The sequence below is a fragment of the Candidatus Deferrimicrobiaceae bacterium genome (assembly GCA_035256765.1).
In the GTDB taxonomy this organism is placed as follows: domain Bacteria; phylum Desulfobacterota; class Deferrimicrobia; order Deferrimicrobiales; family Deferrimicrobiaceae; genus CSP1-8.
On record DATEXR010000089.1, the window covers coordinates 1 to 15,654 of the forward strand.

Genomic DNA, 15,654 nt, shown 5'->3' on the forward strand with positions numbered 1-15,654 from the left:
ATCGGCATCATCGGCGACCACTTCGTCGTCGACGAGTTCCCCTTCCTGGAGATGAACCCCGCGCTGCGGAAACTTCTCGGGGAAATCCGCGAAAAGGGGATCGAGAAGTTCTCGATCCGGGACGGACTGACGTACGGGGAGTTGAAGCGGTTCGTCCATTTCCTCGCCACAGGAAGGGACGACGCGCAGGAGGCGCGGTTCGAGTCCATCGATTACGGGACCATCCAGTCCCTCCGGGAGGATTCCATCGCAGTCGCCCAGGAAGAATCCCCGCTCTCGCGATCGCATCTCCTGTTCGGGGCGGCCAAGGTCCTGAGCGACCTTCTCAAGGCGATCGCGCAGGGGACCGGCAATTCGGTGGCCGAAGCCCGGGATATCGTCGTCAGCATCATGAAGGGGATCCGCCAGGACGCGCATCTCTTCCACCGCCTCATGCAGATGCAATCCCACGACGACTACACGGTGACGCACTCGCTGAACGTCTCCGCGATCGTCATGGCGCAGGCCGCCTCCCTGGATCTTCCGGAAAACCACATCCAGGAGATCGGTCTCGCCGCCATGCTCCACGACGTCGGCAAGGAGATGATCCCCTCCGAGATCCTGCAGAAGCCCGGAAAGATCGACCCGTCGGAATTCGCCACGATGGCGCAGCATCCCGTGCTGGGGGCCAAGGCGCTGAGGAAGATGGACTGCGGCTCCGACCTGCCCGTGATCGTCAGCTTCGAGCACCACATGAAGTACGACGGGTCCGGGTACCCCAAGATCCCGTCCTGGGGGAAGCTGCACGCCGTCTCCTACATGACCCAGATCGCCGACGTGTACGACGCCCTGCGAACGTATCGTCCGTACCGGGACAGCCTGGACATCAAGACGACGCTCTCGATCATGGAAAAAGGGCGGGGGACGGAGTTCGAGCCGAATCTGTACGACAACTTCCTCCGGGCGGTGCTCGCCGATCAGGCCGGCGCGGGTGCGTAGACGCTCTCGGCCTCCGCGACCAGGCGGTCGATCAGATCCCGGACGGTGGGGATGTCCCGGATCTTCCAAACGTTCTCCCCGGAGAACACCAGACCGTTCTCCACATCCCCTTCCCGGGACATGTCCAGCCGGTCGATGATGCAGAACGTGTGGTCGCAGCTTTTCAGGCAGTTCCTCTTGCACTCGCCGTCGTAGACATTCTCCCCCCCGAGCAGCCGCTCCAGAAAGCGGTTCCGGATCGCCCTCCCGGGAAGCCCCACGGGGGAGTGCATCAGGGAGATGTCCTCCCTTTTCGCGTTCCGGTAGGCGTTCTTGAACGATTCCGGAACGTCGCACTCCTTCGTCAGGACGAACCGCGTCGCCATCTGGACGCCGTCCGCCCCGTATCGCCCCAGCATCTCGGCGATCTCGTAGCCGTCCGTGATCCCGCCCGCGGCGATCAGGGGGACCTTCTTCACGACTTTGCGGATTTCCGGGAAGAGTTCGCGCAGCGGCCTGTCGGTCCCGAGGTGCCCCCCCGCCTCCTTCGCCTCGACCACGATGGCGTCGGCCCCGCACCTCTCGGCAAGCCTGCCGAATTCGGGGGAGGAGACGATGGAGACGATCGGGACGTTGTGGTCCTTTCCGACCTTGAAGACGTCGCGGGAGAATCCCGCCCCGGTGACGATCATGTCCACGCCGGCCTCGATCGACGCCATCACGGACTCCATGAACTGCCGGATGGCGAACATGATGTTGACCGCGACGATCCCGCGGGTCATCCGCTTCGCCCGGCGGATGTCCTCCTGCAGCTCCCCGATCGGGATGCCGGACCCCCCGATTGTCCCGATGCCGCCGCACTCGGCCACCGCCGAGGCGAGCGACGAGGTCGATACGCGCACGGACATTCCTCCCTGGACCAGCGGGATGCGCGCGGTAAACCGGCCGATGTTCAACTCCGGAAGCTTCACCCGTTCCCCCCCCCCGAACAAGCTATTTTATTCTATCGGGAACCGCATCGGGTTGTAAATTCTCCGGGCGTAGATTTCTCCGGGCGCAGATTCAGACCGCGCAGGGGACGGCCCGTCCCCGCAGGAGCGCCGTCCGGAAGGGCCGCTCGGGGAGCTTCCCCTTGGGAAGCGAACCCGCGATCCGCGACAGCGTGACGACGCGATACCCCTGTTCCATCGCCCCCCGGAGAATGGCGACGAAGGCATCGCGCAGGATCCCCCCCTCCACCTCGGCGTGGACGGGGTAGACATGAAGCCCGCCGCCGGAGAGGGCGTCCACGATCGTTCGGACGCCTTTTCGCCCCCCCACCTCCTCCAGGCAGGGCAGATCGGAGGGGACCTCCGCAAGACCGGTCCCGGCCAGGAGGAACGGAGCGGGGGCCCGCGTGCAGCTCACATAGTCCCACCTCCGCAGCGCGATCTCCTCCACCGCCGCCCGGGTGAGGAGCCACGCCGGGGCGCCGAAGGCCCGGGGGGGATGTCCGAGGCAGGACTCGTAAGCGGAGATTCCGCGGTCGAGCCAGGCGCCGATCCAATCCCTCCCCTTTTTCGGGAGCCGGTCCTGCCAGGCGCGGTGGTCCCACGCATGGAACTCCACCTCGTGCCCCCGCTCCTCGATTTCCCGGCACAGCGCGGGGAAGGCCGAGGCGATCATCGGGGCCTTGAGAAGGGTCCCGTACAGAGCGGTTCGGAAGCCGTAGAGCCCCGGAGCGTTCGTGCGGATCATCTTGAAGAGGAACCGCGGGTTGCGGACCATCCGATACACCGCCTTCCCGGAGTTGTCCGGCCCGAAGGAGAGAAAGAAGGTGGCGCGCAGGCCGAATTCGTCCAGAAGGGACAGAAGCGCCGGGACACCCTCCTCCATCCCCCGCCGGGTGTCGACGTCCACCTTGAGCCCGAGCACGCGTTCCCCGTCCATCCTTCCCCCGCCGCGCGAGGACGGCTTCAGCGCGGGGTGTTCTCCTCGATGAAGGCGTCCAGCGTCTTCGAAAGGGCGTCCCGGAGCCCGACCTTCGGCTCCCAGCCAAAAACCTCCCTCGCCCGGGCGATGGACGGCGTCCGGGTCTGGATGTCCTGGTATCCCTCGCCGTAATACCGCCGGGCGTCCACCTCCACGATCTCCGGCGGTTTTCTCCCCTTGCCGGCGGGGTGCTGCAGGAAGAGCTCCCCCAGGATCCGCGCCAGATCGCGGATCGAGCAGTCGTTCTCGGGATTGCCGAGGTTGAAGATCTTCCCCGCCGCGCACCCGTTCCGGTTCGCAAGGATCTTCATCAGCCCGGAGACCCCGTCGTCCACGTAGGTGAAGCAGCGGCGCTGCCGGCCGCCGTCCACCAGGCGGATCGGCTCCCCCAGGAACATTTCCGCGATGAACTGCGTGACCACCCGGGAACTCCCCTCCTTGGCGGTCTCGAGCGAGTCGAGGCGGGGGCCGATCCAGTTGAAGGGGCGGAAGAGCGTGAACGAGAGCCCCTGCCTGCCGTACGCCCAGATGACCCGGTCCAGGAGCTGCTTGCTGCAGGAGTAGATCCACCTCTCCTTGGAGATCGGCCCCAGGACGAGGTGCGACGTCTCCTCGTCGAACTCGGCGTCGGCGCACATCCCGTACACCTCGGACGTGGACGGGAAGACGACGCGCTTCCCGTACCGGTGGGCCTGCCGGACGATCCGCAGGTTCTCCTCGAAGTCCAGCTCGAACACCGCGAGGGGGCGCTCCACGTAGACCTTGGGGGTGGCGATCGCCACCAGCGGGAGCACGACGTCCGCCTTCTTGATGTGGTACTCGATCCACTCCTTGTTGATCGAGATGTCGCCCTCCACGAACTCGAACCGCCGGTCCCTCGGGATCTCCCCCAACCGGTCGTCCGCGAGGTCCATCCCGAAAACCGTCCAGTCCGTATCGGAGAGGATCCTCGCGGTCAGATGGTGCCCGATGAAGCCGTTGACGCCCAGGATCAGAACCTTCATGCGAACCTCCCCTCCCCGGCGTCCGCCAGAAGGGAGACGATCTCCTCTCCCCGCGCGACGGCGCCCTTCCATTCGACCTCCTCCAGCGAGAGCAGCCCTTCCCCCGTCCCGACGAGAAGGCGCCTCCGCCGGCCCGCATCCCTCGGCCCCTCCTCCGCCGCAGCCGGCGGGCCCGCGCCCGGAACCAGCTTCCCGGGCGGGACATCCCGAACGAGTCCTTCCTCCGATACCGGCTTCGCTCCCCAGACGAGGAGCTTCTCGCTCCCCAGGAAGGAAAACGCTCCGGGGTACGGGCGGGTGACCGCCCGCACCAGGTTGTAGATCTCCACGGCGGGCCGGGTCCAGTCGATCCGTCCGTCCTCGGGCTTCCGCCCCCCGAAGTAGCTCCCCTTCCCGATCTCGTTCGGCCGGCGCGGGATGTCCCCCGCCGCGATGCGGGGGAGAAGCCCGGACAGCAGGGACTCCGCGGCCTTCTCCAGTTTTCCGAAGAGGGTGAGGGCGGTGTCCTCGAACGCGATCGGCACCGCGGCCTGGCCGACGATATCCCCCGCGTCCGGCTTCTCGGTCATCACGTGCAGCGTCACCCCGGTTTCGGTCTCCCCGTTCACGAGGACCCAGTTGACCGGGGCCCGCCCCCGGTACCGGGGAAGGAGCGACCCGTGCAGGTTCATCGCGCAGACGCGGGGGAGGGAGAGGATCTCCGCCGAAAGCATCGACCGGTAATAGAACGAGAACAGAAAATCCGGGCGGGCGGCGCGGATGGCGTCCGGCCACGGCGGGGCGTTCACGTTGGCGGGGAGGTGGACCGGGATTCCCCGCTCCCGGCAGAAATCCGCGACGGAGCCGAACCACCGGTTCTCCTTCGGGTCGTCCGGGTGGGAAAAGACCATCGGCACCCCGAACCCGTTTTCGAGAAGCGCCCGGATCCCGAGGATGCCCATGTTGTGGTAGGCGAAGACGACGGCGCGCACGCCCTATTTCCCCGGGGCGGGGTTCGACGCGCGGGCCCCCGCCTCTCGCGAGGCGGAATCCCCCCGGCCCGGCGGCCCCTCGTGCACCGTGCGGATCGTGTAGCTGGGGCGCTTGCGGACCTCGTGGTAGATCCTGCCCACGTACTGGCCCATGATCCCCATCGCGAAAAAAAGCGCCCCGACGAAGAAGAAGAGGATCGCGAAGAGGGTGAAGACCCCCTCGCCCGCCCAGTGGGCGCCGTAGAAGAACCGGAAGACGAAGAGCGCCGCCCCGAACAGCGCGGCGGCCAGGGAAAGCCCCGCCCCCAGGGTCAGCAGGACCTTCAGGGGGAACTCGGAAAAGGAGGTGACCAGGTCGAACTGGAGAGCGAAAAGCTTCCACAGGTTGTAGTGGGAGACCCCTCCGTGGCGCTCCTCGTGCCCCACGGGGATCTCGGTCATCCGCTTCGCGTACAGCGTCGCCAGCGCGGGGATGAAGGTGGAGTGCTCCTGGCTCCCGACCATCCGGTCGACCACCTCCCGCCGGTAGGCCCGCAGCATGCACCCCCAGTCGGTCATGCGGACCCCCGTGATCCTGCGCGTCGCCATGTTCACCAGTTTCGAGGGGATCGTGCGGAAGAGCGGGTCCCGCCGGAACGACCGGACCGACCCCACGACCTCGTAATTGCCCTCCTCCATCGCCTGGACGAGGCGGGGGATCTCCTCGGGGGGGTTCTGCAGGTCGGCGTCGATCGTGACGACGATCTCCCCCCGGACGATCGAGAATCCCGAGAAGATGGCGGGGTGCTGGCCGTAGTTGCGGGTGAGCTCCACCACGCGCACCCCGGGGGATCCCGTGAATTCCGTAAGGATCGCAAGCGACCGGTCCCTGCTGCCGTCGTCGACGAAGACGATCTCGTAGGGGCGGCCCAGGGACGCCATCGTCTTCTGGAGGCGGGCATGCAGAAGGGGAAGATTCTCCTGTTCGTTGTAGACGGGGACGACGACGGAGATCATCGCCCGGCACCCGCGAGGATTTCCCGCGCCGCCCCGCAGACGTAATCGACGTCGGCCTCGCTCATCCCGGGAAAGAGCGGCAGGGAGACGATCCTTCTTCCCGCCCGTTCGCAGGCCGGGAGGTCCCCCTCCTTCGTGCCGTATCGTTCCCGGACGTAGCGAAGCAGGTGGCACGGGGGGAAATGGATCCCGGCGCCGACGTTATATTCCGCCAGGCGCCCGAGGAACGCGTCGCGGTCGATCCCCGTCACCTTCACGATGAAGAGGTGCCACGAGTGCTTGTGGGGATACGGAGGAGACACGGGGAGATCGATGCCGGGGACGCCCGCAAGCCCCGCAAGGTACCGCGCGGCGAGGAATGCGCGCATCGCGTTCATCTCCCCGACCTTGCGCATCTGGACCACGCCGATCGCCGCCTGGATGTCGGTGAGGTTGTACTTGTACCCCGGCTCGAGGATGTCGTAGTGGGGCGTGCCGCCCTTCCCGTACCGCCGCCAGGCGTCCCGCTCGATCCCGTGGAACCGGAGCAGGCGGAGTTTGCCGGCGAGGACCTCGTCGTGGCAGGTCACCATCCCGCCCTCGCCCGTGGTGATGTTCTTGATCGGGTGGAACGAAAAGATGGCGATGTCCCCGGGAACGCCTACGGCCTTCCCCCGGTAGGCGGTCCCCACCGCATGGGCGGCGTCCTCGATGACGGCCGCCCCGGCCCGGTCGGCGGCCTCCCGGATCGGGTCGAGGTCCGCCGGAGCGCCGGCGAAATGCACGGGGATGACCGCCCGCGTCCGCGGCGTGATCCTTTCCGCGATCCCTTCCGGGGATGCCAGGAGCGTCCCGTAATCGCTGTCGACGAACACGGGGAAAGCCCCCGCGAGGGCGATCTGGTTGACCGTGGAGGCGAAGGTCATCGAGGGGGTCACGACTTCGTCCCCCCGTCCGATCCCGAGGGCCACGAGAACGAGGTGGAGCCCCGCCGTGGCGGAAGCGACGGCCACCGCGTGAGGCGCTCCCGTGAGCTCGCGGAACCGCCCCTCGAGCTCCGCGACCTTCGGGCCGCTCGTGATCCAGCCGGAGCGGAGCGTGGCGGCAACCGCCTCGATTTCCTCGTTCCCGATGGCGGGTCGCGAAAGGGGGAGAAAGTCTTCTCTCTTGTCCACCGAAACGGCCTCTTCTGCGCGGGTTGTTTCAGAGATGATTCACGATGAGAATACCTTCATCCGACCGGTAGAGCAATCGGTGCTCCGGGAATTTTTCCCGGATGAGGGGCATCGCGTCGCGCTGGAAGAGGCAGAAGACCCGCCGGGGGGAGTTCCAGAGCTTTTGGAACTCCCGGTCGTCCAGGAAATAGTCCGCCCGGTCCGCCGCGCGATCCGCGCCGAACGCAAGCTCCCCCCTCTGGTTGACCAGGACCGTCCGCCGCTTCGTGTAGAACGAAAGCCCCTGGGTATACCTTCCGTACTGGGCGAGGACGTCCTCCGGGCGGAGAACCCCCTGAAGCGCGCCGGAGAGATTCTTCACCGACTTGTAGTTCCCCAGGTAGAGGGCGGCAGGACGGTTGATCGCGGTCAGGAAGAGCGCCAGGAGGAGGAATGAAAGGAGGACGACCCGTTCCGCGCCCAGACGGCGCACGAAAAGCGGCATGGCGCCCCACAGGAGGAGGAAGGCGACGGGGAGGGCGCAGACCCACGCCCAGGCGGCGGGCTCCATCCGGTGGCGGGAGAAGGAGGGCAACGCGAGGATGATGGCCGAAAGGATCGCCGAGAGGGCCAGGGGGAAACGGCACCGGACCGCCCCGTCCTCCCGCTCCGTCCACAACGCGAGCCCCCTTCCGAAAAGGACCGCGAGCGGGGGGAAGACCGCAGTGATATAGGTCGGGAGCTTGGAGCCGGAGAAGGAGAAGAAGAGAAAAATGAACAGGGACCAGGACAACAGGAAGACGAGGTCTTCCCGGGGGAGGAACGCCCCGCGCGACTCGCGGACCGAGACCGCGACCCGGCGCAGGAAGGCGACCCAGGGGAAGAACCCGGCCACCAGGACCGGGACGAAAAACCAGAACGGCTCGTAGTGGTGGTGGATCTTCGTCGCATACCGGAGGAACTGCTCGTGGACGAAGAAAAACCACAGGAAGTCGGGGTTCGCCCGCTGCACGAGGAGGATCCAGGGGAGGACGATCGCGAGGAAGAGCGCCAGTCCCGGGAGGGAGACGGCCTTCGCGACCTCCCGGTGTCGCCGCGAGAAGACGAGCCAGAGCACGAGGACCGCGAGGGGGAAGACGACCCCGACGAGCCCCTTGGTGAGAAACGCCAGTCCCGCCGCGCCGTAGGAAAGGACGAGGTACGATTTCCTCGGGCTCTTCCCGGAATGGTGGAGGTACGCCGGAAAGATCGACAGCGCCAGCAGCACCCCGAGGGTCATATCGAGGGTGTGCAGTCGCCCGATCACATAATGGTAGAGGGACGTGGACAGGACGATCGCGGAATAGAGCCCGGTGCGCCAGCCCGCAAGCGCCGCCCCCATCCAGTAGGTGAGAAGGATGCCCGCCACCGAGACGGCGGCGGTGAAGAACCTCGCCCCGAACTCGGTCTCCCCGAACAGCCGGAGCGAGGCGGCGGTCCCCCAGTAGTAGAGAGGGGGCTTCTCCAGGTAGACGACGCCGTTGAGATGCGGGGTCACGAAGTCCCCGGAGAAGAGCATCTCCCGGGGGATCTCCGCGTACCTGCCTTCGTCCGGTTCGAGGAGGGGGATGGTGCCGAGCGCGGAGAAATAGAGGATGCCCACGGCGAGAAAAAAGAGAAGGAGCGTGCGGTTCCTCACCTGCCGCCACTTTTCTCCCGCGGATCCATGAAGGCGAATTATACCACCGGGGCCCGACGCCGGCCACGGAAGGGGATCGGACCCTTGTGTTCCGGATGCTGGTATAATACCGCCAATCACGGATCTCGCCGGTCGAGAGGAAAGGGGGATTCCCATGGTTCGCCGCTTTTCATCGACTACCCCGATCGTCGGTTTGATCGTTTTGTCCCTGGCCATGCTCCTGCCGGCCCCCGGAGACGCGGGGGGCGATCTTTCCTCCCCCCTGTTCGGCGTGACGGTCCCCGAGGGGTACCGTCAATGGGAGGTCGTGGCTCCCTCCCACCGCACCGACAAGGACGAGATCCGCGTCATCCTGGGGAACGATCTCGCCATGAAGGCGTACCGGGCCGGGACCCTCCCCTTCCCGGACGGGTCGATCCTCGCCAAGCTGGCGTGGACGCGGGTAAAATCCGCCGAGTTCGAGACCGCGTTCGTCCCCGGGGAGCCGCAGAGGATCGAGTTCATGGTGAAGAACGCGAAAAAATACGCCTCCACCGGGGGGTGGGGGTTCGGCCGGTTCGTGAACGGGAAACCGGCGGACGAGAATCAGCACGCCACCTGTTTCCCCTGCCATCTGGCGAACGTGAAAGGGCACGACTTCGTCTTCACCCGGTACGCCCCGTGAGCCGTGCGACGCGCAATGCGGTATAAGGCGGGAAAGGTCGGCAGGGTCGTGCTCGCCCGGTTCGACCACGGGGAGCAGGTAGTGTCGTCGCTCACCGCCCTTTGCGCAACAGAGGGGATCTCCTCGGGGTGGTTCTTCCTTTTCGGGGCGATCCGGGGAGGCAGGATGGTGGCCGGGCCCCGGGAGGCGACCCTCCCCCCGGACCCGGTCTGGCAGGAGTTCACCGATCCGTTCGAGATCGTGGGGATGGGAAGCATCGCCGCAGGCGACGGCCCGCCCTCGATCCACCTGCACTCCTCCCTCGGGAGGGGAAAAGAGGTCCTGACCGGGTGCATCCGGAAGGAGGGCGAGGTGTTCATCGTGATCGAAGCGATGATCCTCGAGATTTCAGGCATTCGCACCGCGAGATCCCTTGACGAGCGATCCGGGCTGGAGCTTCTGACCCTTGAGTAGCGGATTCGCCGTCCGGCCCCTGCGAAGCGGCAGTTCCGGGAACCTCATGATCGTCGAGCACGCGGGCACGGTCCTGCTGGTGGATGCCGGTCTTCCCTCGCAGCGGGGACTCGTCCAGGCGCTCTCCGAGGGCGGGTACACGTGGGAGGACATCGACGCCGTCCTGGTCTCCCATCTCCACGGGGACCACATCCACCCATCCGCCGTCGCCTGCTGCGCCCGCCACGAGGTGCCGATCCTCCTGCACGAGGAGAACGTCCGGCCGTTTTCCCGGCGGATCCTTCCCCGGTCCGCCCTGTCGGGCCCGGTCTGCACCTTCGACTCGACGGAGTTCGCCGTCGGGGCCATACGCGTCCGCCCGTTCCCGGTCCCCCACGACGCCGTAGGGGTGACCTGCGGCTTTCTTTTCACCGGCCGCGGGGCGGGCAGGGAGATCCGCGTCGCCGTCGCCACCGACCTGGGCCACGGCGGGAACGGCCTCTTCGAGGAATTCGTCGACAGCGACCTCATCCTGATCGAGTCGAACTACGACCCGGGAATGCTCGCGGCGAGCTCCCGCATGGACCGCACGAGGGTGGATTCCGAAGTGGGGCACCTGTCCAACGAGCAGGCGGGGAAGTTCCTCGCGCGGGTGATGCTCGAAAGCCGGACTCTTCCGCAGGCGGTCGTCCTGTGCCACCTGAGCGCCGACCACAACACCCCCGGGAAGGCGGTCGGAGCGGTCCGGGAGATCCTCACCCGCTATGGGTTCGGCCGCGTTCCCGTTCACGCCGCACGAAGGCACGGCCCCTCGCCGCGGTTCTTGGCGGTGGATATGCCAAGGCGTTGAATATATACTCGGAGAAGAACGTTTCATTGGTTACGAGGGGGTTCCCGATGAGGAAGATCCTGTGCGTAGGCGTCGCTTGGGCATTCCTTTGGGCGGTCCTTCCAGGCTGCGCCGGCGTGGATCAGACCGTCCGCGACAACCCGAAGACGACCATCGGTGCCGGAACGGGCGTCCTGGGGGGCGCCGTCGTCGGGGGGCTCATCGGGGGGAAACGGGGCGCGTTGATCGGCGGTCTCCTCGGGGGGCTGACCGGCGGCGCGATCGGGCACTACCTCGACCAGCAGGAGAAAGACCTCGCGCAGACCAGCCAGGAGTACCGCTATTCGCCCTCCCAGGGGACCCAGCTCAGGATCGAAACGGTCCGGGCCAACCCCACCGCCCTCTCCCCCGGGGAGACGGTGAACATCAACCTGACCTACGCCGTCCTTACCCCCACCGCCGACACGCAGATCCTCGTCCGGGAGAACCGGGAGATCTTCCTGAACGGCAACTCCGTCGGGAAAACGTCGATCGATGTCTCCCGCGAGGGGGGAACCTGGAAGAGCACGGTTCCGATCACCTTGCCGGCCAACGCGGCCCCAGGGAACTACCGCGTCCTCGCCTCGGTCGAGTCCCGAACCGCGGCCACGGCCCACCAGGAAACAACCTTCAAGGTCAACCCGTAGGGACCGGGCGCAGGACGTGCCGGCGACCTCTGTCCGAACGCACGCCCGATCCACCGCCACCCCATCGCCGTTGCCCGGGGGGAAACCGGTTCCGTTACCATGGACCGTATGACGAAGACCGTGCGCAAGGAGGATCTCGGGCGGCTCGCGGAAGCGCGTCACTGGGACCCGTTCTCGGTCCTCGGTCCGCACGTCGTCGAGTTCGGGAAGGGGCAAGCGGTCGCCATCCGGGCGATCCTCCCGGACGCCGCGCGCGCCTTCGTGCTCCCGCTGGCAAGGAAAGAGGAAGCCAAGGCGGAGATGAGACGGCTGCATCCCGCCGGGATCTTCGAGGCGATCTTCCCCGGCAGGGAGGAACCGTTCCCCTACCGGATCGAGATCGAAAACGACGAGGGGCACCGCTGGCAGCAGGATGATCCGTACGCCTTCGGATGCGTCCTCTCCGACTTCGACATCCACCTGCTCGGGGAAGGGACGCACCTCGATCTGTACCGGAAGCTCGGGAGCCACCTGGCGGAGATGGGAGGGGTACCCGGGGTCGCCTTCGCCGTGTGGGCACCCAACGCCGAGCGGGTGTCCGTGGTGGGGAATTTCAACCACTGGGACGGACGCCGGACCCCGATGCGCAACCGGGGGGAGTGCGGGATCTGGGAGATCTTCCTTCCCGGGCTTTGCGAGGGGGAGATCTACAAATATGAGATCCGCTCCCGGGAGACGGGGGCCCTGCTCCTCAAGGCCGATCCATACGCGCTCCGGTATGAACACCCTCCGCGGACGGGATCGATCGTCTGCGACATCGACCGGTACTCCTGGGGAGACGACGCGTGGATGGCGCGCCGGCGCTCGGGGAATATTCTCGAGAAGCCGGTCGCGATCTACGAGGTCCACCTCGGGTCGTGGAAGCGGAAGGAGGGGGAATGGCCCGGCTACCTGTCGTACCGGGAGCTGGCGGACGATCTCGTCCCCTATGTCCGGGAGATGGGGTACACGCACATCCAGCTTCTCCCCGTCTCCGAGCACCCGTTTGACGGTTCCTGGGGGTACCAGTCGCTCGGGTATTTCGCCCCCACCTCCCGCCACGGCCACCCGAACGACTTCATGGCCTTCGTCGACCGGTGCCACCGGGAGGGGATCGGGGTTCTCCTCGACTGGGTGCCCGCCCACTTCCCGAAGGACGCCCACGGCCTGGCCGCGTTCGACGGGACGCATCTCTACGAGCACGCAGACCCGAAGATGGGGGAGCACCAGGACTGGGGAACCCTGATCTTCAACTACGGGCGCCGGGAGGTGGCCAACTTCCTCCACTCGAGCGCCCTGTTCTGGCTGGAGAAATACCACATCGACGGCCTGCGCGTGGACGCGGTGGCCTCCATGCTCTACCTCGACTACTCGAGAGAACCCGGGGAGTGGATCCCGAACGAGTTCGGCGGGAACGAGAACCTGGAGGCGATCTCGTTTTTGCGGCGGATGAACGAGATCGTGCACGCCCGGTACCCCGGGGCGGTGACGATCGCGGAGGAGTCGACCGCCTGGCCGGCCGTCTCCCGGCCGGTCTACCTGGGAGGACTCGGGTTCACCCTCAAGTGGAACATGGGGTGGATGCACGACATGCTCGAGTTCATCCAGAAGGCCCCGATCCACCGGAAGTACCATTTCGGAACGCTCACCTTCGCGCTTCTCTACGCGTTCCACGAGAACTTCGTCCTCCCCTTCTCCCACGACGAGGTCGTCCACATGAAGCGCGCGATGCTCGACAAGATGCCGGAGGCCGACCTCTGGGAGAAGTTCGCCAACCTGCGGTTGCTGTATGCCTACATGTACGGCCACCCCGGGAAGAAGCTCCTGTTCATGGGAGGGGAGTTCGGCCAGTGGGAGGAATGGAACCACGACCGCTTCCTGCAGTGGGACCTCCTGCGGTGGGACTCCCACCGGGGGATTCAGCAATTCGTGCGGGACCTGAACGGGCTGTACCGGTCCTGCCCCCCCCTCTACGAGACCGACTTCCGCCCGGAAGGATTCGAGTGGATCGATTTCCGGGACGTGGACAGCAGCGTCGTCTCCTTCCTGCGCCGGGGGAAGGATCCCTCCGACCTCCTCGTCTGCGTCTTCAACTTCACCCCCGTAGTCCGCGAATCGTACCGGATCGGCGTCCCCGCCCCCGGGTTCTACCGCGAGGTGATCAACAGCGACGACGCCGCGTACGGGGGCAGCAACGTTCTCAACGGCCCCGGGGTCGAGGCGGAAGCGGTTCCGTGGATGGGCCGCCCCTTCTCGATCTCTCTCACGCTTTCCCCGCTGGGTGCGATCTTCCTGCGGCCAGGAAGCTGAATGCCCCACCGGTCGTCCCGATGAGAACGGCCCTTCCGCCGCAGATCCAGCCGGTGCACGCCTCCACCTTCCAGGCGCTTCGCCACCGGAACTTCCGTCTCTGGTTCTTCGGGCAGCTCACCTCCCTCGTCGGGACGTGGATGCAGATAATCGCCCAGAACTGGCTCGTCTACCAGCTCACCGGATCGGCGTGGGACCTCGGGGTGGTGAACTTCGTCGGGGCGATCCCCCTGGTCCCCCTCACCCTGCACGCGGGGGCGATCGCCGACCGGTTCTCCAAGCGGCGCATCATCTTCCTGACGCAGGCGTCGATGATGGCGCTGGCCTTCGTCCTCGCCGTCCTCTGCGTAACCGGCGCGGTCCGGCTCTGGCACGTTATCGGGCTGGCGTTCCTGCTCGGCGCGGTCCAGGCGATCGACACCCCCGCGCGGCAGGCGTTCGTCATCGAGCTCGTGGGGAGGGAAGACCTGGCCAACGCCATCGCGCTCAACTCCGGGACGTTCCACGGAGCGCGCGTCATCGGGCCGGCGGTGGCCGGGATCCTCGTGGCCTCGATCGGCGTCTCCGGCGCCTTTTTCCTGAACGGGGCGAGTTTCCTTGCGGTCCTGGGAGCGCTCTTTCTGATGGACGCCACGCTCATCCGCCGGGCGCAGCCGGACGGGAAAAGCAGGGTCGACCTGTGGGGAGGGGCCCGGTACATCGCAAGAAACCGCGCCCCGGGGTCGATCGTCCTCCTCATCTCCCTGTCGGCCTTCCTGGCGATGCCCTATTACGTCCTCGTCCCCATCTTCGCCAAGGAGGTGCTGGGCGGAGGGGCGGGGGTCTACGGAGGGCTGATGTCGGCCGCGGGCGTGGGGGCCGTGCTGGGATCGCTCTACGCCGCCTCGGGAGGGGCCGTGCGCAGGAAAGGGATGCTGCTCGCCGCGGGAAGTCTCTCCTTCCCCGTTTTCGTGCTCGCCTTCTCCCTTTCGCGCCACTATCCGGTCTCGGTCCTCCTTATGGCCGCCATCGGGTTCGCCTTCGTCATCCAGAACGCCCCGGCGAACTCCCTCCTCCAGACCCTCGTCCCCGACCCCCTGCGCGGCAGGGTGATGGCCATCTACGTATTCCTGTTCCTCGGACTCATGCGGGTGGGCGGCCTTCTGGTGGGGCTGCTCGCCTCGGCCACGTCCGCCACGACGGCGCTTGCGATCGCGGGAGCCGCCAGTCTCGCCGCGAGCCTGCTCGTGATGGGGAAGTTCCCGGAGCTTCGCAGGATGGAGTAGCCCCCGGCGCCGCGAACGTCGCGGCGGACCGAACCCGGGAATGCCGGAATCGGGCGGGTGTGCGGTACAATACGTCGATGCGCCGGAAATATCTTCTTCCTTTCCTGCTGATCCTCTTGTTGCCCGGCCACGGCGCCTTCGGCTGGTCGTTCGGCGTCTGCGGGGACAGCCGGGACGACAGCCACGGGGTGTTCCCCCGAATCCTCTCGGCCGTGGAGAAGTCCGACATGGAGTTCCTTCTCCACACGGGGGACCTGGAGCGGTCCGGGGGGGCCGCCTCCTGGCAAACGTTCCGCGAGAGGACGAAGGGGTTTCCGAAACCTCTGTTCCTCGTGATCGGGAACCACGAACTGCAGGGGACTACCGCGGAGGAGTTCGCCCGGTTCTTCGGCCTTCCCGGGACCTCCTATTCCTTCACGCACAAGGACGCGCACTTCGCGATCGTGGACAACGCCTCGGGATCCCTGCCGGATTCCCTTCTCTCCTGGCTCGATCAGGACCTCGCGGCGCACCCCAGAAAGACAGACGGCATCCGCTACCTGGTCGTGGCGATGCACATTCCGCCGCGGACCGACAACCTCTTTCCCCACGGAACAGCGAAGAACTACGACACGCAGAGCGAACGACTGCGGAAGATCCTCACGAGGCACAAGGTGGACCTGTTGCTTGCCGGCCACGAGCACATGCACCTGGTGGACGAATGGGGGGGGATCAAGGTGATCGTGTCCGGGGGGGGCGGA

Annotated in this window: 15 protein-coding genes; 8 read left to right on the plus strand and 7 right to left on the minus strand. The window is 66.6% G+C overall.

Annotation, left to right across the window (positions count from 1 at the left end; genetic code table 11):
• On the plus strand, nucleotides 1–978 hold a 978-nt coding region (locus VJ307_02840), incomplete at its 5' end, for an HD domain-containing phosphohydrolase (protein HJX73066.1).
• Here VJ307_02840 and VJ307_02845 read toward each other — a convergent pair.
• The 7 genes from VJ307_02845 to VJ307_02875 form a co-directional block, all read right to left on the minus strand.
• Nucleotides 957–1,928 (minus strand): nitronate monooxygenase family protein, encoded by a 972-nt coding sequence (locus VJ307_02845; GenBank protein HJX73067.1) that lies wholly within the window; start codon nucleotides 1,926–1,928, stop codon nucleotides 957–959. The genes VJ307_02840 and VJ307_02845 overlap by 22 nt on opposite strands.
• 91 nt (nucleotides 1,929–2,019) lie before the next feature.
• Complete coding sequence (locus VJ307_02850; protein ID HJX73068.1) at nucleotides 2,020–2,886, minus strand: polysaccharide deacetylase family protein; 867 nt, start codon at nucleotides 2,884–2,886, stop codon at nucleotides 2,020–2,022.
• A 26-nt stretch (nucleotides 2,887–2,912) separates the two neighbouring features.
• On the minus strand, nucleotides 2,913–3,932 hold the full coding sequence (locus tag VJ307_02855; protein ID HJX73069.1) for a bifunctional UDP-4-keto-pentose/UDP-xylose synthase: 1,020 nt from the start codon (nucleotides 3,930–3,932) through the stop codon (nucleotides 2,913–2,915).
• Complete coding sequence (locus VJ307_02860) at nucleotides 3,929–4,903, minus strand: formyltransferase (protein HJX73070.1); 975 nt, start codon at nucleotides 4,901–4,903, stop codon at nucleotides 3,929–3,931. Before VJ307_02860 ends, VJ307_02855 begins: the two co-directional genes overlap by 4 nt.
• Before the next feature lie 3 nt (nucleotides 4,904–4,906).
• A complete protein-coding gene (locus VJ307_02865; protein ID HJX73071.1) occupies nucleotides 4,907–5,899 on the minus strand; it encodes a glycosyltransferase in 993 nt (330 codons plus the stop codon).
• Entirely contained in the window at nucleotides 5,896–7,053 is a 1,158-nt protein-coding gene (locus VJ307_02870) for a DegT/DnrJ/EryC1/StrS family aminotransferase (protein HJX73072.1), read from the minus strand. Before VJ307_02870 ends, VJ307_02865 begins: the two co-directional genes overlap by 4 nt.
• Nucleotides 7,054–7,081: 28 nt before the next feature.
• Complete coding sequence (locus tag VJ307_02875) at nucleotides 7,082–8,710, minus strand: glycosyltransferase family 39 protein (protein ID HJX73073.1); 1,629 nt, start codon at nucleotides 8,708–8,710, stop codon at nucleotides 7,082–7,084.
• 154 nt (nucleotides 8,711–8,864) lie between these two features.
• Here VJ307_02875 and VJ307_02880 point away from each other — a divergent pair, with 154 nt between their 5' ends.
• The 7 genes from VJ307_02880 to VJ307_02910 all read left to right on the plus strand — a co-directional run.
• Nucleotides 8,865–9,374, plus strand: a complete 510-nt coding sequence (locus VJ307_02880) for a cytochrome P460 family protein (GenBank protein ID HJX73074.1) — start codon at nucleotides 8,865–8,867, stop codon at nucleotides 9,372–9,374.
• A gap of 15 nt (nucleotides 9,375–9,389) precedes the next feature.
• The gene (locus tag VJ307_02885; GenBank protein HJX73075.1) at nucleotides 9,390–9,827 is read left to right on the plus strand and encodes a DUF296 domain-containing protein; all 438 of its coding nucleotides are present in this window, start codon (nucleotides 9,390–9,392) and stop codon (nucleotides 9,825–9,827) included.
• A complete protein-coding gene (locus VJ307_02890; GenBank protein ID HJX73076.1) occupies nucleotides 9,820–10,656 on the plus strand; it encodes an MBL fold metallo-hydrolase in 837 nt (278 codons plus the stop codon). The genes VJ307_02885 and VJ307_02890 overlap by 8 nt, the downstream gene beginning before the upstream one ends.
• Nucleotides 10,657–10,703: 47 nt before the next feature.
• Nucleotides 10,704–11,321, plus strand: coding sequence for a glycine zipper domain-containing protein (locus tag VJ307_02895; GenBank protein ID HJX73077.1), 618 nt, complete (start codon nucleotides 10,704–10,706; stop codon nucleotides 11,319–11,321).
• A gap of 108 nt (nucleotides 11,322–11,429) precedes the next feature.
• Nucleotides 11,430–13,649 carry a 1,4-alpha-glucan branching protein GlgB gene (glgB, locus tag VJ307_02900; protein ID HJX73078.1) on the plus strand — a complete coding sequence of 740 codons (2,220 nt, stop codon included), beginning with the start codon at nucleotides 11,430–11,432 and terminating at the stop codon, nucleotides 13,647–13,649.
• 20 nt (nucleotides 13,650–13,669) lie between these two features.
• The gene (locus VJ307_02905) at nucleotides 13,670–14,914 is read left to right on the plus strand and encodes an MFS transporter (protein ID HJX73079.1); all 1,245 of its coding nucleotides are present in this window, start codon (nucleotides 13,670–13,672) and stop codon (nucleotides 14,912–14,914) included.
• 59 nt (nucleotides 14,915–14,973) lie between these two features.
• Nucleotides 14,974–15,654: metallophosphoesterase (locus VJ307_02910; protein HJX73080.1), on the plus strand; the 681-nt coding region annotated here is incomplete at its 3' end.